18 protein-coding genes are annotated in these 23757 nt (G+C 59.0%); 4 read left to right on the forward strand and 14 right to left on the reverse strand.

From position 1 onward, the window contains the following. Positions 1-15: 15 nt before the first annotated feature. Entirely contained in the window at positions 16-1107 is a 1092-nt protein-coding gene (gene trfA / locus CUJ90_RS00080) for a plasmid replication initiator TrfA (RefSeq protein ID WP_006050588.1), read from the reverse strand. A 939-nt stretch (positions 1108-2046) separates the two neighbouring features. Here trfA and CUJ90_RS33100 point away from each other — a divergent pair. Further along, on the forward strand, positions 2047-2586 hold the full coding sequence (locus tag CUJ90_RS33100) for a hypothetical protein (RefSeq protein ID WP_232292304.1): 540 nt from the start codon (positions 2047-2049) through the stop codon (positions 2584-2586). On the opposite strand, the gene CUJ90_RS00085 is transcribed toward CUJ90_RS33100, so the two are convergent. The 11 genes from CUJ90_RS00085 to CUJ90_RS00140 form a co-directional block, all read right to left on the reverse strand. Beyond that, the gene (locus tag CUJ90_RS00085) at positions 2541-2933 is read right to left on the reverse strand and encodes a hypothetical protein (protein ID WP_244219941.1); all 393 of its coding nucleotides are present in this window, start codon (positions 2931-2933) and stop codon (positions 2541-2543) included. The two genes, CUJ90_RS33100 and CUJ90_RS00085, sit on opposite strands and share 46 nt — an antisense overlap. A gap of 6 nt (positions 2934-2939) precedes the next feature. Next, positions 2940-3224: a PAAR domain-containing protein gene (locus CUJ90_RS00090; RefSeq protein ID WP_083803833.1), complete on the reverse strand. Its 285-nt coding sequence runs from the start codon at positions 3222-3224 to the stop codon at positions 2940-2942. A 42-nt stretch (positions 3225-3266) separates the two neighbouring features. Beyond that, entirely contained in the window at positions 3267-4232 is a 966-nt protein-coding gene (locus CUJ90_RS00095; RefSeq protein WP_006050585.1) for a DUF6708 domain-containing protein, read from the reverse strand. A 10-nt stretch (positions 4233-4242) separates the two neighbouring features. After that, complete coding sequence (locus CUJ90_RS00100; RefSeq protein ID WP_006050584.1) at positions 4243-6813, reverse strand: T6SS effector BTH_I2691 family protein; 2571 nt, start codon at positions 6811-6813, stop codon at positions 4243-4245. A 34-nt stretch (positions 6814-6847) separates the two neighbouring features. Beyond that, the gene (locus CUJ90_RS00105; protein WP_006050583.1) at positions 6848-7651 is read right to left on the reverse strand and encodes a DUF4123 domain-containing protein; all 804 of its coding nucleotides are present in this window, start codon (positions 7649-7651) and stop codon (positions 6848-6850) included. 8 nt (positions 7652-7659) lie between these two features. Further along, positions 7660-10203, reverse strand: a complete 2544-nt coding sequence (locus tag CUJ90_RS00110) for a type VI secretion system Vgr family protein (protein WP_006050582.1) — start codon at positions 10201-10203, stop codon at positions 7660-7662. A gap of 694 nt (positions 10204-10897) precedes the next feature. Continuing rightward, on the reverse strand, positions 10898-11800 hold the full coding sequence (locus tag CUJ90_RS00115; RefSeq protein WP_114161658.1) for a plasmid partitioning protein RepB C-terminal domain-containing protein: 903 nt from the start codon (positions 11798-11800) through the stop codon (positions 10898-10900). Then, positions 11797-12666: a ParB/RepB/Spo0J family partition protein gene (locus CUJ90_RS00120; RefSeq protein WP_422879692.1), complete on the reverse strand. Its 870-nt coding sequence runs from the start codon at positions 12664-12666 to the stop codon at positions 11797-11799. Before CUJ90_RS00120 ends, CUJ90_RS00115 begins: the two co-directional genes overlap by 4 nt. Positions 12667-12695: 29 nt before the next feature. Continuing rightward, positions 12696-14261: a recombinase family protein gene (locus tag CUJ90_RS00125; protein ID WP_114161660.1), complete on the reverse strand. Its 1566-nt coding sequence runs from the start codon at positions 14259-14261 to the stop codon at positions 12696-12698. A gap of 169 nt (positions 14262-14430) precedes the next feature. Beyond that, positions 14431-14874 carry a hypothetical protein gene (locus CUJ90_RS00130; RefSeq protein WP_114161661.1) on the reverse strand — a complete coding sequence of 148 codons (444 nt, stop codon included), beginning with the start codon at positions 14872-14874 and terminating at the stop codon, positions 14431-14433. Between the two features lie 910 nt (positions 14875-15784). Next, positions 15785-17134 carry a reverse transcriptase family protein gene (locus CUJ90_RS00140; protein WP_114161662.1) on the reverse strand — a complete coding sequence of 450 codons (1350 nt, stop codon included), beginning with the start codon at positions 17132-17134 and terminating at the stop codon, positions 15785-15787. An 856-nt stretch (positions 17135-17990) separates the two neighbouring features. On the opposite strand from CUJ90_RS00140, the gene eat reads away from it, so the two are divergent. Genes eat through eutC form a run of 3 tightly spaced genes read left to right on the forward strand, consistent with a single transcriptional unit; the run spans position 17991 to position 21626 of the window. Beyond that, positions 17991-19394: an ethanolamine permease gene (gene eat / locus CUJ90_RS00145; RefSeq protein WP_114161663.1), complete on the forward strand. Its 1404-nt coding sequence runs from the start codon at positions 17991-17993 to the stop codon at positions 19392-19394. 43 nt (positions 19395-19437) lie between these two features. Further along, a complete protein-coding gene (locus CUJ90_RS00150; RefSeq protein ID WP_114161664.1) occupies positions 19438-20832 on the forward strand; it encodes an ethanolamine ammonia-lyase subunit EutB in 1395 nt (464 codons plus the stop codon). After that, the gene (gene eutC, locus CUJ90_RS00155; protein ID WP_114161665.1) at positions 20829-21626 is read left to right on the forward strand and encodes an ethanolamine ammonia-lyase subunit EutC; all 798 of its coding nucleotides are present in this window, start codon (positions 20829-20831) and stop codon (positions 21624-21626) included. The genes CUJ90_RS00150 and eutC overlap by 4 nt, the downstream gene beginning before the upstream one ends. A gap of 5 nt (positions 21627-21631) precedes the next feature. On the opposite strand, the gene CUJ90_RS00160 is transcribed toward eutC, so the two are convergent. Together CUJ90_RS00160 and adh are read right to left on the reverse strand one after the other, a co-directional pair. Then, complete coding sequence (locus CUJ90_RS00160) at positions 21632-22027, reverse strand: DUF779 domain-containing protein (protein ID WP_114161666.1); 396 nt, start codon at positions 22025-22027, stop codon at positions 21632-21634. A 65-nt stretch (positions 22028-22092) separates the two neighbouring features. After that, positions 22093-23613 carry an aldehyde dehydrogenase gene (gene adh, locus CUJ90_RS00165; protein WP_073430374.1) on the reverse strand — a complete coding sequence of 507 codons (1521 nt, stop codon included), beginning with the start codon at positions 23611-23613 and terminating at the stop codon, positions 22093-22095. Positions 23614-23757: the final 144 nt, after the last annotated feature.

Below are 23757 nucleotides of genomic sequence, written 5' to 3' on the forward strand. Positions count from 1 at the left end.
TCACCTATCAGGAGGTCATGCCACCCACGCGGTGCGAACTACGTAAATGGTCTTGCTTTCCTTGGAGAAGTGATAGCTCGCCACGCGGCAGCATGCAGGCGTGAATGGGTCCTTGAGCTTTTCCAATGCGCGCACGAGACTGGCCCTGAAATTACTCTTGCTGGGCCCGTATCCGCAGAGCTGATGCAACAGTTCAGCCGGCAGCGGCTTCGGCTGAGCGTGCCCCGCGTAAAAGTTTGCGAGCCATCCTCGCAGTCCATCATATCTTGCGGCGTCATTTTCGACAGCTGTCCACGCGCCCGGTCCGAACAGCTCCGCCACGGAAGTCGTGACCCGAAGCAAAAGCGCGTCACGGCCTTTGAAACCTTCAACGGACTCACTACCCTCGAACTTCACCGACAGCAGCCTGGGCACCTCGATGTTCATGCGCTCCTGGCGAATGCGCACATGGGCAAAGCTCAAGCGCAGCAGACTGGCCCGTATGGCCCTGTGCGCCTTGACGCTGTAACTGTTTCCCAAGCGGCTCGCGAACTCATAGAACGTGGTTCGCTGATACTGCAGACTCTCTTCAGGGCAAATGGGTAGGTCACGGTAGTATTCGAGGCAGGTCGAGTAGACCAGCCGGTCGAACTGACAAAGGCGGTACCCGCTGAACATCATGGTGGTGTCTTTGAACGTACCAATTTTCTCTTCAGCCACCGGACCGGTCGAGCCGCCCGCGAGCAGGTCTGCGCTGTCGGCCTGCACACCTCGCGTCGCCGCAAACAGGGCTGAGCGGAGAAACACGTTCGGCAGCGCTCGCGCTGTTGCGGACCAGCCCGGCAGATACACTTCCGCGCCCACGCGGGTAGCCTGTCGCCGCCGAGAATGATGAATCTCGTACGCCGTGGCATTTGCGGGAAGTTCGGCGACCGCGACTTGTTCGAGCGACTTTCTCTTCCGGCGTTCGAGTCCGTCGGCGATGTCATGGAGCCGCTTCGCCGCGTCGAGTACAGTACGCTGCCGGTCGGGAGCAGCAGTCAATGCCGCGTCGGCCGTGAGATGCGCAAGAGTACGCAGGTCGGCGACGTTGCCCCCCGGATGCTTTGTCCCCCGCGGCCTAATCATTGTGCTGCTCCGGGAGCTGGACCATGGCTTTCGTTGTCTGCGACATCGCGGCGTCAACGACGTGGAATCGGAATAATTCGGGAGCTGTGCACCGCGGAAAGCGCAGGCCGCTCGAATAGCGCACCGGTCGAAGCGGGCAACGTAAATCTGGTCTGGTCATGACGAGGACGTGCAGGTTGGTGATACCTGTGTATATGCGCGCCGGACGACCATGGCATCACGACGATGGGCCTTGCAGCACTACCAGCCCAAATATCCCAAAAAAATCAGGGTAGCTCCGCTTCGGCTGCGGATTGTGCGACTTGTACTCCGCATCGGCGCGGCTTGCACCCTGCATCGCCGGCACGCGTACCCCACATCACCGCATCGTGTACTCTGCATCGCATTCCGCGTGGCCGACGCGAAGAATAACCACTGAAGTCAGGAAATTATCGCCGGCCGCCGCATGGCCTAATATCTGTAGACTCTGTAATCGAGATAGCCGGGCGAGTGCAGCCCAAGGCGGGCGAGCTTCTTCGTCAACTGACTTCCGGTGCTCCGAGGCGGCGCGGATGCCTCCAGCCGACTCGGCCTGCATTTTTTAGTCGCGCGACATCGCCCGATGTTCAAGGAAAACGGCGATGCGACGCGACTCATCGTGAATGCAAGCGCCAGTCACCGCCCTGGTCAGCAAGGCGTGCCTCCCGCGAGTCTCCTGTCACGCCCAAGTTCGCAGGCAACCGGACGGTCATCGCAAACGCCATCCGCTACGAGAACCGGAATTGAATCCTCGGTCGACGTCTTGCTGACCAGGGCGGCCGGTACTACACCGCGCGTCTTGAGTGCTGCTACCACCCCATGGGCGTGGCGCCTCTCGTTTATGAATGCCCCTCCAACAGTCCCGCCCTCACCGCGCTTCCGGGCGCGCGACGCAACTTCCGCCTTCCAGTGAATGCCCCAATGCGCGCTGAAAAGCCAGTCTCCGGTGCGCCGGTGAACCTCAATGTGAATCGGCGGTTCGCATCAACGATGACTGCGGACGAATACCTGGCCAGCATGCAGGCTTCCGCCGAAACACCGGGTGCCGGCGCCGCGCAAACAATAGCCCGGCCCGACGCGATACCGCTCGTCAATGACAGGCACCATCCGTTCTTGCTGTTCAGCGACTCCTTCTCGACGTGCAACAACAAGGGTGAATCAGCTCTGGTCGTTCGCCGCCGCGTTACCGCGCACGAATCCGTAGCCGGCAGATGCATCCGTTTTCTGCGGGCGACTTCACGACAGTTTGGCGAGCAGCTTGATGAAGTTGCGCTTCGCGCGATACGCAGCCCGAATCTCCTCCAGTTCACTCGCGAACTCTGCACGTTCATCCACCCGCGCCCGCAGCATGCTGATAGCCCGCACGATTTCGAACGCCTCGTCATATCGGGCGTTGCGCGTACCGCCCTCGGCCGCTACCGGAAGCAGCCGGTGATACAGGCGATGGCCTCGTGCGGATGAGTCTTGCCACGGACCGACGCCATTTCAGGCCATAGCTGCGTGGCGACCGGGCCGCCGGTGAATGTTTCCCATGCGACCTCGTTCTCCTTGCCAGCAAGAAAAATCCTGACCAGTTCGGTTCGCGTGCCGCGTTGCCAGACGGTGCGCTTCAATTTTGCAGTCGCTTCCTCTTCGCTGACCAGCGCCCAGAGATGTTTGAGTGCACGCTCCCGGGTTTCTGCCTGTCTGCCGGTGGCAGTCGCGACCTCCATTAAAGCCGGAAATGCTTCAGCCGTCGGATGGGTCTCGAAACGTCGCCACGCGTACGCATCCGCCTTCTCGAATTCGCTACGCCGCAGATACCGCACTCGTCACTAAGTGGATAGAGAGCCACGTGTCTGAGATGCAACGAGCTTGGGCAACGGTTCGCAAGCGCATTTGCAGACGTCATTTTCCAACGCAACCTGCTTACCCATTACTGATACGGTATGTGGCGTACCGTCAGTGATGATGACACCCTCTTTGTCGCAGCTGTGGCATTTGACGACGCCGCCGATGTAAGCCAGTGGTTTTCCGTCCAGCGATGACCCACTTATGCCGTCCATTACGACGCCGTTACGGTCAGTTGTGTCGCCCTGAACGATGAATCTACGTCCCATGTCTTTATCTCTGAGAGCAATGTTTTCGGTACGGGTGTCGCGCTAGGCGCGCGCAAGCGGCGCGGCTGATGTATCACGGCAGGCGACCTCGACTTCCGCGGGCCAGACGGGCTCTCGACTTGTTAGCTGCGCGATGTAATGAAGCACTGATAGTAAGAAAACCGGTCCGCTCATCACAAAGGAAAAGGCTCGCAACGCCGAGCTCGCGCGACCAATATCGCCTAGCCCGTAGAACCAGACGCTCATTGAGTTGCGCAAGGACGGTTCCCGCGGCAAATACTTCTTCACCGGCGGAACGGCGGTCCTGCCTTCTTCCATATATCGCCGGATGAACTCGAAGTTTGCCTGCACCTGATAGAGAACCTGTCGTCCATATTCGGAAGACTCGTTGGCACCATTTACGGTGCGCAAGCCGAAACTGAATGTATTGACTACCTTACTGGTGTCGTCTAGCACAAGACATCGCATCATCGTTGGCGCTCCGCCCATCATGGAGTTGGAAGCCTGCCTGTGCACATAGAAGAATGCCTTGTCCCACGGAACCTGAACGACACCGCCCGGGCCGTTGTGGCGGAACGCATAGACCATCCGTGTTCGGCGGTTGAACCTGACCGACTTATGGCGATAGTTAAAACAATCCTTGAGTAGTAGGACAATGGTAAAGGCGCAGCCGGCAAGCGCGACGGCACACAGAGCCCAACCGGATGCACTGAACCAGGCCGCGTCCCCATTGCGGACAATCGCCGCCGGCACCTCTATCGAGTCCATCGCGTTCGAGATGGCAAGAAATAGCAGGACCGGGAACCCAACCAGAAAAGCCATAAGACACCAGCCCACCTGGAAAAAGGATGCGTCGCAAATTTCAAGGTATGTGTCGTTCATGCCAAAGACCGTGTAGGCGTCTGCGGCTTCGTCTGCTACCGGCTTGCGAACGTCTACGCGTCTCAAAGCTTCCTTCTCGGTGACGGGGCGGTTGAAGGCAATCCGCGTCATGTAGTCATATGCCATATCATCTCGCTCACGAGGTCAAGGCCTCAAACTGCTTACGTTCGTCCTCGGCAGAGAAGTGCTCGTCGCCCGTGCCGAAGATGCATTTGCTTAGCCATTCATCGATTTCGCGATGCTTTTTCCATGCTATCAAGATTCCAATAACAATGAGAATAATCATGAGCGGGAGAACGAGGCTCGTCGCGCCGGCGATTGTCGCGACACAGAGAATCGCGCTCGCTATAGCGGAAGCGCCATATAAGCGCGCGAGCATCGCATGTCCCTGTTTCATTTCCGACTGGGATTGCTTGTAGTCATACCACGCGCCTATCAGTCCGGCGACAGCACCTATCGTACGACCAGCGATTTCGATGAACTTACCATAGCGAGCCATAACTGCAGAGTAGCGGAGCTCCAGTTTGCCGAGCGCCTTGAAACCACTTCCTACGGTCTGGCCGCCAGCAGCCCAGGTAGACACAATTGCAGCCCAAAATTTTTGCTGGGTTTCCGTCCGGTTCAACGCGCTCGACTTTTCAAGCTCCTTGCTGGCGAGCATCCAGTTCACACCATTGAAAATGACACCAATCGCACCATAACCGACTTCGCCTTGCGTCACGGCTCGGAACTTCGGCAGGAAGCTGGACGTCACGTTCTCTTCCGTCAGCACTGCCCGCACACCCGGCCCGAATATCGCATTTCCAATGGCCCGACCGGACTTCGCCTCCGCTGATGCTGCGAGAGCTTCGTCGGCATTGAAAAGGACGTATTGTGGGACTTTAATGGGTCCATCCTGAGGAGATGAGGCCTTGAACGACTTGCGAAGGTTGTCTTTCAGGGAATTCAGGCTTGGCCGCCGATTCGCTGGCATCTGCTCATAAATCTCTCGAGCCATGTATGAAAGCCACTGGTTAAGATTTCCTTCCACGGGTTTATAGACGACGGTCGTTTTCGTGCGCAGACACATGCAGGCGATGAAGACCTTCGTGCCGACGGCGTCGCCTCCGCGTGCAATAAAGTTTGCAACCGGCCCACCGACCTGATGGATGATGCTGGCGCCGACCTTGTCCGCGCGCAGCAAAAGACCAGCTTCCTCGCGCTCGAGAATCTCGTTGGTGACGTTGTTGGACTCGATAAGCTTTGCGAGCGGTTCGCGCAATTCAGTCAAAGGAAATGCGGCCGCTTCCTTAACTTTTTCCGCGGTCGGGTTGTGGTTAAGCACCAAGGAGCGCAGCAACGGGTTGTGTCTATCCATTACATCGCCTTGTGCCCATTGGAGAATCAGGTCAAACACCTGCTTGCGGTCGGCAGAATCAGCAATGCACGCATGAAAGAGCTCAGCGTAGTCGATGCCTTTGACCGGGTCGTGTTCATGGTAGTCGAAGGCGAACACGGTCTTCAGGGCAGTGCTTTTTAACCAGGCTACATGGTCATCCGCGATTGGATTGAGTGTGCTGTCTTCCACCTGTTGCATGTTTTTTTTCATGTCATTGCGGAACTGCGTAACCGCATTCGGACTGTAAGACTCGGTGTACGGCTTCCAGGCGGCCGTCTTCACTGACTCCATCTCGCGTTCCGTCTGCGTATCGATGGACTGTACTTGCCGCTCGTACGCCTTCCCGCCATCGAATAGTGAGTACAGCGCGTAGGATTCAGCCGCCTGCCCCTTGAGTTGTTCCGCCGCAGCGTTTTCGTCCTGCTCTGCGCTTTCTTCGATTGCGGTTTTAAGCCCCTCAATGGCGCTAGCGGTCCACAGCTTGCGTTGATAGGGCGCCATCGCGGCCCCATACGCCAGAACCTGTTCAGTATTGATTTCCTGCGTGATACCAGCGGGGTCCCACAGCGCAAAGAAAAGCCCTTGTCCTTTGACATGCGAATCCATGGAATCCTTGAGAGCCTGGGCTTGCCCTGTCCGGTCCATGAAGTGAAAGGGCGAACCGGAAGCTGCAATGGCAAGTCCACCTTTGTACTCGAGCACAAAGTCTGCAAGATGGTCAATCTTCTCTGCGTGCTTCTGAGTGTGGTTGCCGCCCGCCCAACCCGCAGCGTCGAGCATCTGCATCCGATGGTCACGACAGCCGCTTTCGTTCGTCTCATAGCGTTTGCGTACTGGCGCAGTCCACCGCACATCGCTGAACGCGAGATAAACCTTACCTGCCTTCTTGGGCTGTTCGATGCTGATGCACTGCGCGAGTTGCATATGCCCCGCCTGCTTGCAACTGAACGCCTTTTCCTGGGCCGGACTGAGGTCGGCATCAAGCGGGTAGTTGAAGACGTAGCCTTCCGTCGTGACACCGTAAATCTGCCACTTGTTAGTGGACGGATAGTAGACGTGAATGAAACCCTTTCGAACCGAGCGCAGGAAGTAGCTGGCCTTCTTTGCGCCGACTGCTGTCACACCGTCGCCAAATTGCCCTTTGGGCAACGCGAGCGCGGTCGCCCCGCCGAGATTGTGCGCACCGCTTGCCGCAGCTGCGGCGTAACGGACGGGCAAGATAAGAAGGCCCTTCTTCTCGCACATGTCACAGCTAGTCGGCCCGGCCGCATTTGCTTTCGCGTTCGCTGACGCGGCTTGTACCTTGGGAATGTTGCTTGCGGTTGCCATGATGGCTCTCTCTTTTCGTTATTCGCTGTCGCGGTCACACGTACGACTGGGTGTCATGGAAAATTTGCGCCCATTCTTCGTCGGACCATTGTGTCGTGACCTCCGCATAGGACGAAGACGCGCTGCGTTGCAGGGCCGCGATAACCTTAGGATGTCGGTCAAAGTGAGGGGAAACGAGTGCGCCCTGAACAACGAATACCGCAAGGTCCTCGTCGGTGAGGCTGTAACGGGCGCCTTTTTCAAAGAGCGAATCAAGTTGGCGCGCCGTGCGATGGTCGGTAGCCTCGCCCGCTTCACCGATGGATTTCAACGCCTTCTCAATGAGGTGAAGCCGCGTCAACGTCGCGCGCTGCTCCGCCGTCGGCTTGAAGGGCAACACAGGTTCGAGTGGACGCTCGACTGTTGCCCAGCCTTGGTTATTGTCAAGATAGCGCCAACGATTGACCGGCCCGAAAAGCGCCGAAAGCTGCTCCGGTTGAAGCACCCACGGAAGGTGCCGGAAGACTCGAGGGTCGTAAAAGCGAAACACGGAATATCCCTCGGACTCGCGAGCCAACGCGATGGTGCTCCTGAGAGAGGCCATCAGGTCCCCGGCGCTCGCTTGAGTCTCGAGGAGTGCGCACGCGCGTGGCGGCCGACCAGCTTCGAAGTCCTTGCTGGCGATAGCCTGGATGACCGGTACCTGCTGTTCCGGATGCTCAATCGCATACAGAATCGGCATCACGCCCTTCAACTCAGGCATGGCGGGGGGAACAATCTCGCCAATCTCAAACATTCGAGGCGCCGCGCCCAGGTCGACATGCCCATTGTCCGGCTCAACAATCAGATAAAGGTCCATGGGAGCGCCTAGTCAACAATGGCGGCACCGGCCCGCGCGGCGGAAGCGAACTTTTGCGCACAGGCTTCAGTGGACGGTAGTTGGGCCGTACTGTTCTCGCTCGCCGGTCCTTCGAATGAATGCTGGCTGCCTTTCACTTCGACGAGACCTGGCGCGTGTACGTAGATGTTGCCGCCGGCGATGCGAATCGTGGCACCTCCCGCTGTCAGTTTGATTTCTTTCTGCGCAGTAATATTGACGGCGTCAGAGGTCGAAACGACCATAACCGTCCTATCGGCCGTGATTTCCACGTTATCCGACTGGGCCTGCAACTCGACCTTTCCTTTACCCGCAAATAGCTTCATCCCTGCGTTCTGCACGAAGAAGCTAAGTTTCTCGCCCACGCTTGCAATGAGTGACTTGGACGCGGCAATGTGCGTGCTGGCGCCACTCACGATGTTGACGTGCTCGGTCGCCGCGGCCTGAATGGATTTCTGTGTCGACAGCCCAATACCGGATGGGCTTGCCAGCAGCATCACTGGCTGGGAGAAACCGTTCGCCTCGCCTGTCCCACCCCCGCCCGTGTTGCCGCCGCCTGTGTTCGATTGAACGGCATTTTGTGTCGCGGCGGCGAAGTCGTTGATTGTGTCCTGCGCATCCTGAAGCCCTTCCGCCTGACTACTGGTGGCCACTTCTGAACGCCGCTCCACTACGCCGCCCGAATCGACGAGATGCTGACGCGCTTCCTTCACATCGAGCGGCTGGCTCGACGTGCCGCCCCGCGCATAGGTCGACAGATACATGCCCTGTCCGGCACGTACCGCTCCGTAAGAATTCGTCTTGAGGTCGAAGCCCTTCCCGACGAAGGAGCCACGAGTGTTACCTTGCTGGTCGATGAGGTATCCAAGATGCAAGTAGCTCTCGGACGTACTGCTAAAAAGCTGAGCGCGGTTCTGGCCCGTCGAATCGTCCATTACGAGCTGGTTGTAGCCTGTGCCCTGAAATTCCTTCGATTTGTAACCCGACAGCAAGCCGTTGGAATGCCATTGCGGTGTCTGCTGTCCGTTGAACAGACTGCCGCTGACGACCGGTCGGTCACAATCGCCGTCCAGGTAGACGATTCCCACTTCATGTCCCACACGCGGGACAAATACCCCGCCGAGCGTCCCACCGGCATTTGGTGACATGACGCGCAGCCAGCAGGAAGCCTTTTCATCTGCGTCGCTGATGCGGTCCCAGTGCATTTGCACTTTGACCCGATTGAGGCTGTCCGTGAAGACCTCCTCCTGATTCGGGCCGACCACCGTCGCGGTCTGGGTATGCATCAGGGGCTTACGGTGTTCGAAGGGGCTACGAAACGGAACGGTGCGTCTCTGCGTTTCGAGTTCGACGAGGAAGAAACCTTCGCCACCCAACGCGTCCTTTACATTGAAGACGTCGGACGAACCCGCGTGATATGAGCGAGCTTCAGCAAGTTGTGACTGGAGGCTGTGGCGGAACTGTGTTCCCGTCGAAACGGGCAGGTTGTTCTCGATGTACCAAGTGACGGCCAGAATCGCGAACTGACGATTTTCCGCGCTATCCGACGAGAGAGCGGTTGCGCCGTCAAGTTGGAACCAGCGACCCACATCGGCCCGCCGTACGCTGCCTGTCGCAAAGAAGCGCTTCGCGCGGGACTCCCATTCTTCCATCCGGGTCTTGGACAAAGCGTTGCCACGAGCACTGTCGCCATAGGTATAGGCGCCCGTGTACTCATACACCTCCGCCTGGTCGGGCAGGTCGCCCTGCCTGTCAACTGTCGGTGTGGACAGCTCTTTGTTAAAAGTTGGATTCTTATAGTCGAATGTGCGCGTGGTGTAGCTCGTGCTCTGCAACGTGCGCGCTCCGCCCCACTGAACTATCGCGTCCGTTTCGCTTCCAGCGCCTGCGCGATAAAACGGTACCTCTTGAGGCGTTAGAGCTTTAACGGTGTAGAGGTCGTCGGTGATGACCAGCGTGTGCGCTTTGCCATCGCCCGCCTGTTCAAAATAGCCGAAAAGACCTTCGGCTTCCATAATCCGGTGCACGAAGTTCCAGTCGTCTTCATATTGAACACAGAACGACCGTGGAGCTAGCTGGTTACGCAGGTCAAAGCGATACGCGCCGCTTGACTGGGGATGCTCGTCGAATACCGTCGAAATAATGTCTTCTGCCGTCTTGTCCTGAAATATCCGCGCGTCACTGCGAAATTTCAGGAAATGCAGCCACGACGAAAAACTAATCTGGTAAAGCTGAACGCTGCCGTCGGAGCCCAAAAATCGCGCAGTATGAACGTAGCCGTGACGCGGTAAATACGAAGAGTCAGTCTGTTGCGTCCAGAGCGTGACCGGTTTCGCAATGAGGGTTTTGAGCTCTATCGAATCTTTTAGCGAAGCGACATCGACAGTAAAGTCGTAGTTGCGGCCAATGCGCGAAGTGCCGACGACGCGGACTGGCACTAGCGCATTTGCGCCCAACGCAGTATCGAGTTTCAACAAGCGTCGGGATTGGTCCATCCCCGCGCTCAGCACTGTTGCCAGGTCATTTACCGTCATTTCCGAGTAAGCCCCAAATTGCCACGCCGAATAATATGATGAAAATCCGCGGCGGACAATTTTTGTAAAACGCGTGTGGCAGGGACCAATTCGGCACCATTTACTAACCAGGGAATATAAAAGGTATTTTTTGCCGCTCCACCGACGACTGCCTGCCGTAACAAGATAGTCAAGTAGCGGCCAGCACCTGTGCCGGCCGAATGCGTCGAAATTGTGACCACCCAACTCGCGTCGTCACGAGTGGCCAGCGGGGCCGCTATTGCGAATCGACAGTCTTCGCGCCACCCGGTCAGCGCTCGCGCATTTTATGTATTGGAAGCCATTAACTGGCTGTGCCATGGGTCATCTTTCCAACCCGGTCGATTGGCCGTCGACCTCGATACTAGCCAAGCCACCTGTTCTTCCAACAGTACTAACCGGACGATGCCGTATAAGGCCTCCCTGATAATCTGAAAGTTCTGTCCTATGCATTATGAATGGAATGATGCTGGGCCGACGCTTCATCGAGAAGGTCGCTCGCGACCAAAATGCTGCTGCTATTAACACTGCCAAAATCGAACGGGCGGCAATCACTGCGTCGCCGGCTTGCGCGGAAACTTTAAGGCAGACAGTAGGAACGCGCAACTGCTGTCAGCCTATTGCCGCGTTCGCGAGACGGCGACATAACGTGGACGGTAACTCTGTGCGGACGCGACTAAATTGCCACGCTGAATTGCTGCTGGTCGAGAGAGATGGTTGCAATGATGGACTCGAACTCCGCCATCAAATCCGGATGGCGTTGTGCAATGTATTGCCGCGCAGATTCGTTTTCGAGGAGCTTGGCGAGATACCCTTTCGCAAGCACAAGATTCAACACATCTTGACCGTAGTTCTGTTCAACGAGCTTGTACTGCCCCTGCAGATTGCTCATTTCCCGCTCCATTTTCGCCATCTGCTCGGGGCTAACGCCGGTCAGTTTGCGTGGCTTTCTGCCCTCCACGAGAAGTGCTGTCGGCGTAGCTACCAACAATGCCTCGGCGTAAGAGACGGACACATTGTTCGCGGCCACCATCAGTTCAACGCATTCAACCTGCCGTGTGGGCTTCATTTTGCGAATAGCGCGAACAAGCTCCGGCGAGAACTGCCGGTCCCCGAGAAGTTCAGCCGCCTCTGGGCACACGCCGTCGAGCAGCGACATCTTCTTCATGATTTGGGATACATCCACGGAAAGAGCTTTCGCCAATCGTTCGGGCGATACGCCTCGGTCAATCACGCGCCGAATCATATAGTGCTCCTGGATTGTCGAAAGGCGATTGACACGATTGTTGTATGTGTAGGTCTCATCGTCGGTCGCGACGAGACAGGCAGCCCGCTCGTGCCCCAACCCCTGGATGGCGAGTAAGCGCAGATGACCATCCAGTAGAACATGCTGTCCGGACGACTGGTCCGCAGCTGTTACAGAGAGCGGTTCTATGAGGCCTACCTCCTCAATGGAGGTTTTTATCTGTTTGAATTTACGCGAGTCGACCACGGGTGCCGGTATCCTGCGCGATGGCAGGATGCTGGAGACCAGCACCGACAGCGGCTCGGGGATGAATCCAAGACTTACGCCGGTCATGTGGCGCCTCCAGTTGGCCAAACGCGTTCCGCAAGATACCTCGGCAGGCTGGCCAGTCCCTCGGCGCGCAGCAGGTTGATGAAGTTTTCATCGGCAAGCATTTGCCTCAACGCACCCACCACAAAAAGCAACCGCTGTTGGGTGAATTCGGCCTTTCTGACCATGGATTTCTGACGTTCTACCTCGCGCTCATACGTCCGCACGAGACTCGAGGTCGTGACGGCGGCAGACTTGCTGGTCATATTGTGCGCGGTGCTTCGCCCGAGCGCCTTCCTGCGTTCGATGACACGACGAGCGCTCATCAGTTGCTTGCCCCGGAGTTTTCCCGACTCATAGGCCCCCTGGAGCGCTGCTTGAATTTCGGCGTCGTCGTCGCCGGCCCCAACAATCATCAGGGCGGCATTCAGGGGAACCAGGCCTTTCTCTACTGCAACCACAAGCCTCTCTTCTCCCTGATGCAGCAGCGTGAGGATGCCGTGAACATAAGTTGGTGCAAGACCTGTCTTTTCTGCAATGACCTTCGGCGCATATCCCTGCTCCTGCAATTGCCGAATGCCGGCGAGCCGTTCGAGTGGGCGACACTGTCTGCGCGCGATGTTCTCGGTCAGACTCATTACGAACGCTTCCTCATCGCTCACGCTCACGACGAGTGCGGGAATAGTCGCTTCCCCAAGCGAGCGGAACGCCTTCAATCGCCCCTCGCCGCACACAAGCAGATATTTTTCTATGCCGCTGGTCGTCGCTCGGGGCGTGACCACGATAGGCTTTTTCAGACCGATGGTCTTGATGTTATCGACGATTTCCTTAAAAACCCGACCGTTGCGTTCTCGCGGATTGATGACTTCAATCTGGGCAATCGGGACCATCCGGATTTCTCCGGGCTGCTGCCGCGAGTTCACGCTACTCTCCTGAGACGGGCGCGCTCAGCCATGCCGTAGAGGTAGTCCAGGGTATCGAACCGATAACTTTCAAACTCGATTGGATTCTGGTCGGCGAGGTGAATACGCGGTTGCCCAAAATCGAGGCGAGGCAACAGATAGTAGTCCAGCGCGCAAGCATTTGTCTGGTCGAGCCGGACCGCAACAGTGATGTCCGGCAGGAGGCTTGTATCAAAGCGCACCTTCCAGTGATTCCGACCATTGTCATGCGACTGGCAGCGCGCCAGCACGATGCAGGCCGTGAACTCGTCGTTGACTGTCAGCAGGTCGGTTGCCGGGTCGCGTATCACCGTGCCGCCCAAATCGGCGATTCTCCTTTCCGTCTGCGCGATGATTTCTGGATGCAGTTGTCGAAGGAAACGGTTGGTCTCAATGTATCGATAGTCTCGGCCAGGAGTAAAACCGACTGTCTGGTAGGCACGAATCAAGCTGCCGAACCGATAAACATAGACCGACGTAGATGGCATGCCATCTGTTTCATCAATCACGACGCCAGACAAAAACCCGCGACTGCGGTACAGGTTGCGCAACCGCTCGATTAGCTCCTCATTCGAATAATGCCGCGCCCTCGCTCTCATAATGCCCTGAGCCGTGTAGAACGTTTCGCCTGGCACAATTGCCTGAAATGCTCCCTCCTTTCGAATCCACATGTCCGGCGTGTTGGTCACCCGCATCTTTTTCAGCTTGAACGACACACGGTTATATACGTTGTTGCCGATGTATTTCTCATTGGTCAATACTTCCCGCACCGTGGCCCGAGTCCACTCCCGGTCAAGGTCGGTCCGCACGTGCATGCCGTTCAGGCGAGCTGCGATTTCGTATTCGTCGAGCGACTCATCGATAAACCAGTTATAGATTAGATTGACAGTTCGCACCTCGCTCTCCGGCCCCGGCATGAGGATTACCCGGTCCGTCTGCAGGCTTTTATGTTCGCCCCGACACAGCTCCGCCTTCATGAGTCCGTGCTCATCGACCAATACCCGGCGAAGCCCATAACCGGCTGGGCCTCCTTGCCGAAAACCCATCTCAATTAAACGGCACTGCCCCGCGAACACTTTCGCGGACAATTCTCGACTGTACTCACCAGCCATTGCCCGCTTGACACCTTTCACGATGGTCGAGACAGGCGACCCGTCGTTCTCGAACTGCTCGGCGCAGTACGCAACCTGGATGCCAGCACGGCGGCAGATGTACTCGTAGTACGCGCTCTCGTCGGCATCCTGGAATCTCCCCCAGCGACTCACGTCATAGACGAGGATTACGCAGAAATCGGCCTTGCCATTAGCGACATCGGAGATGAGATTCTGAAGGGCCCGGCGGCCGTCGATTCGAAGACCGCTTTTACCCTCGTCGGCGTAGGTGCGGACGATTTCGAATCCTCGGCGGGTCGCGTAGTCCCGAATTCGGTCGCGCTGGTTCTCGGTCGAATACTGCTGGTGCTCGGTCGACATACGGACGTACTCAGCTGCCCGTCCTGCCATGGAGCCGGCGACGACTGCTGGACCCGCGCTATTGATTGACATGCTCCGCTCCGCAACTCAGACACAGACACGCGGCAGGCACCGAGCGCAATGGGAGCCCCAAAATGCGAACGCCGCGGCTTCACATCAGGCGGTGGCGTTTGAAAGCGAACGGTGACAAGGCAAAGGTAGCAGGCCAAACGCCAATGTGTATCACGTCATCTCTTTGCAATCACACGGGCGGTGCTGGCGGGGCAGACAGCACGGCGATGTGAACGGTCCACGCGTCCATTTTTGCAGCGCTGGCATCATCCGCGTGACGCAGCACATAGAAGCCAGAGCCCAGCGGCCGGGGGAGTTCGAAGACATCCATCTTTGCAATCGGCTTGAAACTCCGTCGTGCATTGCGCATCCGCTGCATGCTGCTGTTGCGCTCCCGATACGCCGGATGTGCAGCTCGATATTCGCGCCAATAGCCGGCGTGGCCTGCGCGCCATCTCGCCTGAGCACGGGCCTGGTTGTCGCGATAGTCGCGGTCGATACGGAGCCGGTGGTTCTGCCAGTCGCGTCGACGGGCGCGCTGGCAAGCTTCCGACGAGCAGTAACGCTGACGGGGAACATGCGCCAGCGGCACGAACGCGTTGCCACACGCGAGACAGAGGCGGGGGGATTTCATGAGTGCCCTCGAGGTCGGGTTGCGACGGGCAGACGCCGACGCCTCGACCAGCCACCGAAACGGCTGGCCTGAGACGGGATAGAGAGGGGTTTAACTCGGTAGTTGCTTCGTTAAACAGCCATCGCTGTCTGCTTGGCGCGTGAGTAGGTCAGTCTCGGAAACTTGGACATTTCTTGACCACCGGCGTGCATCGAGATGGGTCGCTCACGACGGCCCTATGGGAGATGGCGATGGGAGAGCTTCGCCAGGAAGGTACCCCGTTGTCATGCCGGTTCAGCTGCGTGCAAAAAAATCTCACGCGATGCTTCCCCAAATCCCATCCGATGCGTCCCACAGTCCGCAGAGCCTTGTCTGACGGGACCAAAAATCTCACGTTTTGAGTGTCGCTACACCCGTCTGTAGATAGACGCATAACCTGAGAAAAACAAACCCATAAGTTGAGAAATTTATGGGTCTTTTCTTTTGGTAGCTTGAGCTTATCGAGGATTCCTTGTCAGGCAAAGAGGTCGCGCACGCGTTCGAAGGGGAGGCCTGATTCGGCGGCACGTCGAACCTTCCGTTCGAGCACATGGTTTAACGGAATCCCCCTATCGAGGGCGTCGAACAGGTCGAGTCCGTCCATACAGATAACGCGCTTTGCTCGACCGAAGGCGGCCAACCCGTCCGGCGTGAAGCCGCTGTTGCTTACGAACAAGCCGCGGGCCCATGCCGGTTTCTGCTCCAGCTTCCCGTGAAAAGCGTGCAAATCGGCAGCCGGGGTCTGGGCTGGCCGATTAGAAGGATGGGGCATTCTATGCAAGCTGATGCGGCCTGCATCTGTTGGGACTGACGGTTTTTGCCAGCGTAGTGGAACGTGAAGCTGGAAGACGATCTACGAGCCTACGAGGGGTTCCAACCGCTCGATGCCGCTTCATGACTGGTCTCTCTCGTCCCACCCAATCCGCTCAAAGATCCCTTTAAGCTTCTCCCCCCTCGCCGCATTCAGCATCGTGACGTGCGCGACCCTTCCCGCGAGATGCGCTCGAAAATCCGTGTGAGCGTCTCTATTCTGGGAGCGCGGCCCGTGCCGCACGCAATTGGTAAGCAGGGCCTTGAGAGCGTCAAACGCCGGTCGCTCCAGATTCGGATGGCTATTCACCACGACCCCAGCCAGATGCTGCCTCACCGCATGACGCATCACCCGCGTCTTCCGCATGTTCACCGCAAACCCTTCCTCGATGGCAATCGCCGCCACGCGAATCGACAAACGCTCGGTCATCCGCGAGAGATCGTTCCCACCAGAGAAAGCCAGATCATCCGCATACCGCGTATAGCTCGCCCCAACAGACCGCGCCAACCCAGCCAGGCGAAGATCCAGTCGAAACGCACACAGATTCGCCAACGCTGGCGAAGTCGGCGCGCCTTGTGGCAGATGCCGGTTTCGATAGCGTTGCCGTTCCTGCCAGTCGATCCTGTCGCGCACGTCCGGCGCCAGCAGGCGACCACTCGGCACCCGATTGGTACACAGCGCAGTCAGCGCTCGCGCAACTTCCAACGGATAACCCAAAGCATGAATCGCAGAGTAAACACGTCCCGCATGAACCGACGCAAAAAAATCGGTCAGATCGAAGCGAAACACAACCGCTTTTCCAGCGTGAGGCGCCGCGAACGTGACCGTGTTCCTGCCGCGCCGAAAACCATGCACCGCATCGTGAGCGGGAATCCGGTCGAGCAGGCCATGCAGCACTTTCCGCTGCAATTCCCGCAACCGCGACTTGGGAATTTCGATGATTCGACATCGACCGTCGCGTTTCTCTATCGCCTTGTAGGAATAGTGGTGAAGCCGCGTCGTCGCATCGTGAGCCGCTACACGCCAGCGATCTGCAAACCAGTCCAACTCCAGGGGTTCCACATCGAGCCACGCAGCCAGATCGCCGAGTGTCGGCAGTTGCGGCAGCGTGACGTCCCGCAACCAGCGCGGAGCAGGTCGCTGAACAGGCGGTCGCGTGAGCACACGAACAATGCGCGGACGGTTCTCGCTTCTCCACGCCGCAACAAAGCCCGCGGTTTCAGCGATGATCTTCGACAGGTGTTTGGCTTCGACGCTGTCCCAGCGCGCGCCAAATCGTCTCTCGACCCGGCGCGCCAATCCAGTCATCCAGTCGGCGGACTCGCCCAATACGCGCGTCATCCGCTCGACCATCGTGGCCGGATCGGCAGGCCCGGCGAGCATGGCGTCGGCGATCGCGTAGGTGACGACTTGCAGGGAAGATTGCGGCATAGAGCAAAGGAGGGCGGGACGGCAGTCAACGCGTCTTGTGCTGCGTGAGCGTATTTGCGCAACGCGCAACAACGGGCTCATGCGACGAACTGCGGAGGTCATTCTGATCCACGGGGTAGCCCCGTAGTGCCCGGAACGTATGCGGCCCGAACCGGGGCAAGCTTGACCAACCGTCCCGCGACGCGACGATAAGCGACGGGCTCGCAGCTTGTCAACGCCTTGGTAGTGCGAACATTTTTGCGATAAACGCACCGGCGCTGCGGCGCATGAATCGAGGGTTTGCGCCAAAGCCTTTCCTCCTTGGCCGGGCGACACAAAGCCGTCCAACTTATCCACAGTCCCCTCTGGACAACTTTTGTAAAAGCCGCCTGACACGTTGTGGGCGAAACCTTGATAAGGCCGCGGCGTCGCCGGACGGCACAAAAGTTTTCCCTGGCTGCGCGTCGCTGTCCGCAGGCGCTTCGCAGGGTTATCGATTCCGCAGGCTTCTGATTCGCAAACGAAGTTTCAGGTTATCCACAACCGCATCCCATGCTTGTTAACTATTACTACGTATACATATACAAAGACTATAAAAACCAGAGAGACATCCGCGAAGCCCGCTGCACAAGCGGGCACCGAGCAGGCAAAGCGGCGGACAAGGCATCAAACCAGACGTTCGGCAAAACATCACCCGCCCATTCAATCCTCGCCAAACAGCCCCGCAGTTAAGCGCCCACTGATATAACCCCCGCCAAAATTTGCCGAATTTCGATAACACCTCGATTAATGGCTCACTACCATCGGCGGAAGCCTGTCCGCCCATGCACCGCAAAGCCTTGCGGCGTCGAGCAAGCGGCACCCTCAGGAGAGTCCGATGAAAACAGAGTCCAGCAGTCAGCACGTCGGTAAGGTCACGCATCACGAGTTGAAGCAGACGCTCGGCACGTGGCAATTGTGGGGAATCGCGGTCGGCCTCGTCATTTCCGGTGAGTATTTCGGCTGGAGCTATGGCTGGGCGAGCGCGGGCACGCTGGGCTTCGTCATCACGGCGGTCTTCATCGCCGCGATGTACACGACCTTCATTTTCAGTTTCACCGAACTCACCACGTCGATTCCGCATGCGGGCGGCCCGTTCGCCTACGCGCGGCACGCGTTCGGCCCGACCGGCGGTTATCTGGCGGGCGCGGCGACCCTCGTCGAATTCGTGTTCGCTCCCCCGGCGATCGCATTGGCGATCGGCGCCTATCTGCACGTGCAATTTCCGGGTCTCGAGCCGAAGCACGCGGCGATGGGTGCGTATCTCATCTTCATGGCGTTGAATATCGTCGGCGTGCAGATCGCCGCGGCCTTCGAATTGTGCGTGACGCTGCTCGCGATCTTCGAGTTGCTGGTGTTCATGGGCGTGGTGTCGCCGGGGTTCCAGTGGTCGAACTTCACGAAAGGCGGCTGGGCCGGCGCGGATACCTTCAGCATGGGCTCGTTTCACGGCATGTTCGCGGCGATTCCGTTCGCGATCTGGTTTTTCCTTGCGATCGAAGGCGTCGCGATGGCCGCCGAGGAAGCGAAGAACCCGAAGCGTTCGATTCCGATCGCCTATGTCGCCGGCATCCTGACGCTGGTGGTGCTCGCGATCGGCGTGATGGTGTTCGCCGGCGCGGCGGGCGACTGGACCAAGCTGTCGAACATCAACGATCCGCTGCCGCAAGCGATGAAGTACATCGTCGGCGAAAACAGCGGCTGGATGCATATGCTGGTGTGGCTCGGCCTGTTCGGACTCGTCGCGTCGTTTCACGGCATCATCCTCGGCTATTCGCGGCAGATTTTCGCGCTGGCTCGCGCGGGCTATCTCCCGGAGTGGCTCTCGAAAGTGCATCCGCGCTTCAAGACCCCGCATCGCGCGATCCTGGCGGGCGGCGTGGTCGGTATCGCCGCGATCTATAGCGACGAGCTGATCCAGTTCGGCGGCCAGACGCTGACGGCGAACATCGTGACGATGTCCGTATTTGGCGCTATCGTGATGTATATCATCAGCATGATGTCGCTGTTCAAGCTGCGCCGCATCGAGCCGAACATGGAGCGCCCGTTCCGCGCGCCGCTGTTTCCGTTCTTTCCGGCGTTCGCGCTGGTGGCCGCGGTGATCTGTCTCGGGACGATGGTCTACTTCAACTTTCTGGTGGCCGTCGTGTTCGCAATCTTCCTCGCGCTGGGCTACGTCTATTTCCTCTTGACGCGCCATCAACGCGAAGCGGCGCCGGCGGACGCCTTGCTGGAAGAGTGACGAATCGAGCCGCTGTGCGAGCAGCGGCGATGGAGTCGTAAAGATGAGCTATACGGAGACGATCGGCAGCCGCGCGTATCGCTTTGCCGATCTGAAAACATTGATGGCGAAGGCAAGCCCGCAGCGTTCCGGCGACCAGCTCGCCGGCGTCGCGGCGGCGAGCGAGGAGGAGCGCGTCGCGGCCAGGATGGCGCTCGCGCAGGTGCCGCTGCGCACGTTCCTGAACGAAGCGCTGATCCCGTACGAAAGCGACGAAGTCACGCGTCTCGTGATCGACGATCACTCGCAAGAGGCGTTCGCCGACATCGCGCATCTGACGGTGGGCGACTTCCGCAACTGGCTGTTGAGCAGCGCGACCGACGCCGACGCGCTCACGCGCATCACCGCCGGCCTCACGCCGGAAATGGTCGCGGCGGTCTCGAAGCTGATGCGCAACCAGGATCTGATCGCGGCGGCGCGCAAACGTCCGGTGATTACGCGCTTTCGCAACACGGTCGGTTTGCCGGGGCACATGTCAGTGCGCCTGCAGCCGAATCATCCGACGGACGATGTGAAAGGCATCGCTGCCTCGATGCTCGACGGCCTGATGTACGGCTGCGGCGACGCGATGATCGGCATCAATCCGGCCAGCGACAATCTCGGCGCGATCACCAGGCTGTTGCTAATGATCGACGACTTCCGCCAACGCTACCAGGTGCCCACGCAATCGTGCGTGCTCACCCACGTCACCAACACGATCGCCGCGATCGAAAAAGGCGCGCCGGTCGATCTCGTGTTTCAGTCGATCGCGGGGACGGAAAAAGCGAACGCCGGTTTCGGCATCTCGCTCGCGCTGCTGCAGGAAGCGTATGAAGCGGGACTGTCGCTGAAGCGCGGCACGGTCGGCAACAATCTGATGTATTTCGAAACGGGCCAAGGCAGCGCGTTGTCGGCGGACGCGCATTTCGGCGTCGACCAACAGACCTGCGAAGTGCGCGCCTATGCGGTGGCGCGCAAGTTCAATCCGTTTCTCGTCAACACGGTGGTCGGTTTCATCGGGCCGGAGTATCTGTACGACGGCAAGCAGATCACGCGCGCGGGTCTGGAAGACCATTTCTGCGGCAAGCTCTTGGGCGTGCCGATGGGCTGCGACATCTGCTACACGAATCATGCCGAAGCCGATCAGGACGACATGGACAATCTGCTCACGCTGCTCGGCGTGGCCGGCATCAACTTCATCATGGGCATTCCGGGCGCGGACGACGTGATGCTCAACTATCAAAGCACCTCGTTCCACGACGCGCTTTACGTGCGCGACGTGCTCGGCTTGCGCCGCGCGCCCGAATTCGAAGCGTGGCTGGAGTCGATGCGAATCACCGACGCGCGCGGCGCGCTGCTGAGCGCATCCACGCAACAACCGCTCCTGGAAGGCGCGCGCGACTGGATGGGCATAGCATGAGCGACTTCCTCGAAAAGAACCCGTGGAACGCGCTGCGCCAGTTCACCAACGCGCGTATCGCGTTGGGCCGCGCGGGCAACAGCTTGCCAACCGAGCCGTTGCTCGCGTTCAACCTGTCGCATGCGCAGGCGCGTGACGCCGTGCATCATCCGCTCGATACCGACGTGCTGCACGAACAGTTGCGCGCGCAGAACTTCAGGACATTGGACGTGCATAGCGCCGCGCCGGATCGCGAGCATTACTTGCGGCGTCCCGATCTCGGCAGGCGGTTGAGCGACGAAAGCCGCGAGGCGCTGAAACAGCTCACGGTCGATTCGCCCGAGGTCGTGTTCGTGATCGCCGACGGCCTCTCGGCGTTCGCGGCGTCGAAGCAGTCGATTCCGCTTTTGCAAGCCGTCCGCACGAAACTCACGGATTGGAAGATCGGGCCAGTGGTGGTCGCACGCCAGGCGCGCGTCGCGCTCGGCGACGAAATCGGCGAGTTGCTCGGTGCGAAACTGGTGGTCATGTTGCTCGGCGAGCGGCCAGGCTTGAGTTCACCCGACAGCCTCGGCATCTACCTGACGTACGCGCCGAAAGTGGGTTGTAGCGACGCGCAACGCAACTGTATTTCGAATGTGCGTCCCGAAGGTCTCGACTATCCGGCGGCCGCGCACAAGTTGCATTACCTGCTCACGCATGCAAGGCGCCTAGGCGTCACCGGCATCGGCCTGAAAGACGATAGCGACGCGCTGCTCGCGAGCGCGGCGCCAACGCCCTCGATCAGCGACGCGTCAAACTCGAGCGCTGAATAAAACAATCAGGCATCCGCCCGCGCCACCGGATGCTTTGCGAGCCACGCGTTCTCGTCGTCCTCGAAAAGCCGCGAGCGCGTCAGGAACCGTAATCCGCTAGGCCGTTCCAGCGAAAACATGCCGCCATTGCCGGGCACCACGTCGATGATCAACTGCGTGTGCTGCCAATATTCGAATTGCGAGTTGCTCATGTAAAACGGCACGCTGGCAATCGTTCCGAGTTTGACATCGGACGAACCCACCATGAATTCGGCTTGCGGAAACATCATCGGCGCGCTGCCGTCGCAGCATCCGCCGGATTGGTGGAACAGTACCGCCCCGTGTTCGGCGCGCAGCTTGTCGATCAGTTCGACCGCGGCGGGCGTTGCGATTACGCGGGCGACTTCCTTCTCATCAGCCATCACATGTCCTCGCTAAAAAGAAGCGAGCCGCGCAAGGCGGCCCGCTGGAACGTGAGCGCTACCGCTCAGAAGAAACCGAGCGGCTTCTCGCTATAGCTCACGAGCAGGTTCTTGGTCTGCTGATAGTGGTCGAGCATCATCTTGTGATTCTCACGGCCGATGCCCGATTGCTTGTAGCCGCCGAACGCCGCGTGCGCCGGATACGCGTGATAGCAGTTGGTCCATACGCGGCCCGCCTGAATCTGCCGGCCGAAACGGTAGGCGCGCGTGCCGTCACGCGTCCAGACGCCGGCGCCCAGGCCGTAGAGCGTATCGTTGGCGATGTCGAGCGCTTCTTCCTCGTTCTTGAACGTCGTCACCGAAACCACCGGGCCGAAGATCTCTTCCTGGAAGATGCGCATCTTGTTGTGGCCGCGGAATACGGTCGGCTTCACGTAATAGCCCTTGCTCAGTTCGCCGTCGAGCTGATTGCGCTCACCGCCGATCAGACATTGGGCGCCTTCCTGCTTGCCGAGATCGACATATGACAGGATTTTTTCCAGCTGTTCCTGCGAGGCCTGCGCGCCGATCATCGTCTTCGTATCGAGCGGGTGCCCTTGCGTGATCGCGGCGACGCGCTTCAATGCGCGCTCCATGAAGCGGTCGTAAATCGTTTCCTCGACCAGCACGCGCGACGGACACGTGCACACTTCACCCTGATTCAACGCGAACATCGCGAAGCCTTCGAGCGCCTTGTCGAAGTAGCTGTCGTCCTGGCTCATCACGTCGGCGAAGAAAATGTTCGGGCTCTTGCCGCCGAGTTCGAGCGTCACCGGAATGATGTTCTGGCTCGCGTACTGCATGATCAAACGGCCGGTGGTGGTCTCGCCGGTGAACGCGATCTTCGCGATGCGTTTGCTCGATGCAAGCGGCTTGCCGGCTTCCAGGCCGAAGCCGTTCACCACGTTCAGCACGCCCGGCGGCAGCAGGTCCTGGATCAGTTCCATCAGGACGAGAATCGACGCGGGTGTCTGCTCGGCCGGCTTCAACACGACGCAATTGCCGGCGGCAAGCGCGGGCGCGAGCTTCCACACCGCCATTAGAATCGGGAAATTCCACGGAATGATCTGACCGACCACGCCGAGCGGTTCGTGAAAGTGATAGGCGACGGTGTCGTCGTCGATCTCCGAGATCGAGCCTTCCTGCGCACGCGCGCACCCGGCGAAATAGCGGAAGTGATCGATCGCGAGCGGAATGTCCGCAGCCATGGTTTCGCGCAACGGCTTGCCGTTGTCGATCGTTTCCGCGACCGCGATACGCTGCAGATTCGCTTCCATCCGGTCGGCGATGCGGTTGAGGATGTTCGCGCGGTCGGTGGTCGAGGTCTTGCCCCATGCAGCTTTTGCGCGGTGCGCGGCGTCGAGCGCGAGTTCGACATCGGCTTCACGCGAACGTGGGATCGACGTGAACGGCTCGCCGGTGATCGGCGACACGTTGTCGAAGTACTCGCCGCCCACCGGCTTGACCCATTCGCCGCCGATAAAGTTCGCATACTGCTTTTTGTACGGGAATTCGGTGGTCAGAAACTGCATCTCTGCGTGATTCATCAGTGTGCTCCTCACATGTTTAACGGGCTCTATTCGGCGCGATGTTTCGCTGGGCCGCAACAGCGTAGAGCCAGAAGTGTGCCAATGCACCGCACTGGTGAGCCGTGCACGCGCAGCACGCACTCGCACCCGACATGACGGGTT

The sequence above is a fragment of the Paraburkholderia terricola genome (assembly GCF_003330825.1).
Taxonomy (GTDB): Bacteria; Pseudomonadota; Gammaproteobacteria; order Burkholderiales; family Burkholderiaceae; genus Paraburkholderia; species Paraburkholderia terricola.

Bases quoted from the DNA above. Each gene is read 5' to 3' on its own strand.
- trfA (WP_006050588.1), bottom strand. From the start codon at position 1,107: ATGATTAGGCCGCGGGGGACAAAGCATCCGGGGGGCAACGTCGCCGAC.
- CUJ90_RS33100 (WP_232292304.1), top strand. From the start codon at position 2,047: ATGCGCGCTGAAAAGCCAGTCTCCGGTGCGCCGGTGAACCTCAATGTG.
- CUJ90_RS00090 (WP_083803833.1), bottom strand. From the start codon at position 3,224: ATGGGACGTAGATTCATCGTTCAGGGCGACACAACTGACCGTAACGGC.
- CUJ90_RS00095 (WP_006050585.1), bottom strand. From the start codon at position 4,232: ATGGCATATGACTACATGACGCGGATTGCCTTCAACCGCCCCGTCACC.
- CUJ90_RS00100 (WP_006050584.1), bottom strand. From the start codon at position 6,813: ATGGCAACCGCAAGCAACATTCCCAAGGTACAAGCCGCGTCAGCGAAC.
- CUJ90_RS00105 (WP_006050583.1), bottom strand. From the start codon at position 7,651: ATGGACCTTTATCTGATTGTTGAGCCGGACAATGGGCATGTCGACCTG.
- CUJ90_RS00110 (WP_006050582.1), bottom strand. From the start codon at position 10,203: ATGACGGTAAATGACCTGGCAACAGTGCTGAGCGCGGGGATGGACCAA.
- CUJ90_RS00115 (WP_114161658.1), bottom strand. From the start codon at position 11,800: ATGACCGGCGTAAGTCTTGGATTCATCCCCGAGCCGCTGTCGGTGCTG.
- CUJ90_RS00120 (WP_422879692.1), bottom strand. From the start codon at position 12,666: ATGGTCCCGATTGCCCAGATTGAAGTCATCAATCCGCGAGAACGCAAC.
- CUJ90_RS00125 (WP_114161660.1), bottom strand. From the start codon at position 14,261: ATGTCAATCAATAGCGCGGGTCCAGCAGTCGTCGCCGGCTCCATGGCA.
- CUJ90_RS00130 (WP_114161661.1), bottom strand. From the start codon at position 14,874: ATGAAATCCCCCCGCCTCTGTCTCGCGTGTGGCAACGCGTTCGTGCCG.
- CUJ90_RS00140 (WP_114161662.1), bottom strand. From the start codon at position 17,134: ATGCCGCAATCTTCCCTGCAAGTCGTCACCTACGCGATCGCCGACGCC.
- eat (WP_114161663.1), top strand. From the start codon at position 17,991: ATGAAAACAGAGTCCAGCAGTCAGCACGTCGGTAAGGTCACGCATCAC.
- CUJ90_RS00150 (WP_114161664.1), top strand. From the start codon at position 19,438: ATGAGCTATACGGAGACGATCGGCAGCCGCGCGTATCGCTTTGCCGAT.
- eutC (WP_114161665.1), top strand. From the start codon at position 20,829: ATGAGCGACTTCCTCGAAAAGAACCCGTGGAACGCGCTGCGCCAGTTC.
- CUJ90_RS00160 (WP_114161666.1), bottom strand. From the start codon at position 22,027: ATGGCTGATGAGAAGGAAGTCGCCCGCGTAATCGCAACGCCCGCCGCG.
- adh (WP_073430374.1), bottom strand. From the start codon at position 23,613: ATGAATCACGCAGAGATGCAGTTTCTGACCACCGAATTCCCGTACAAA.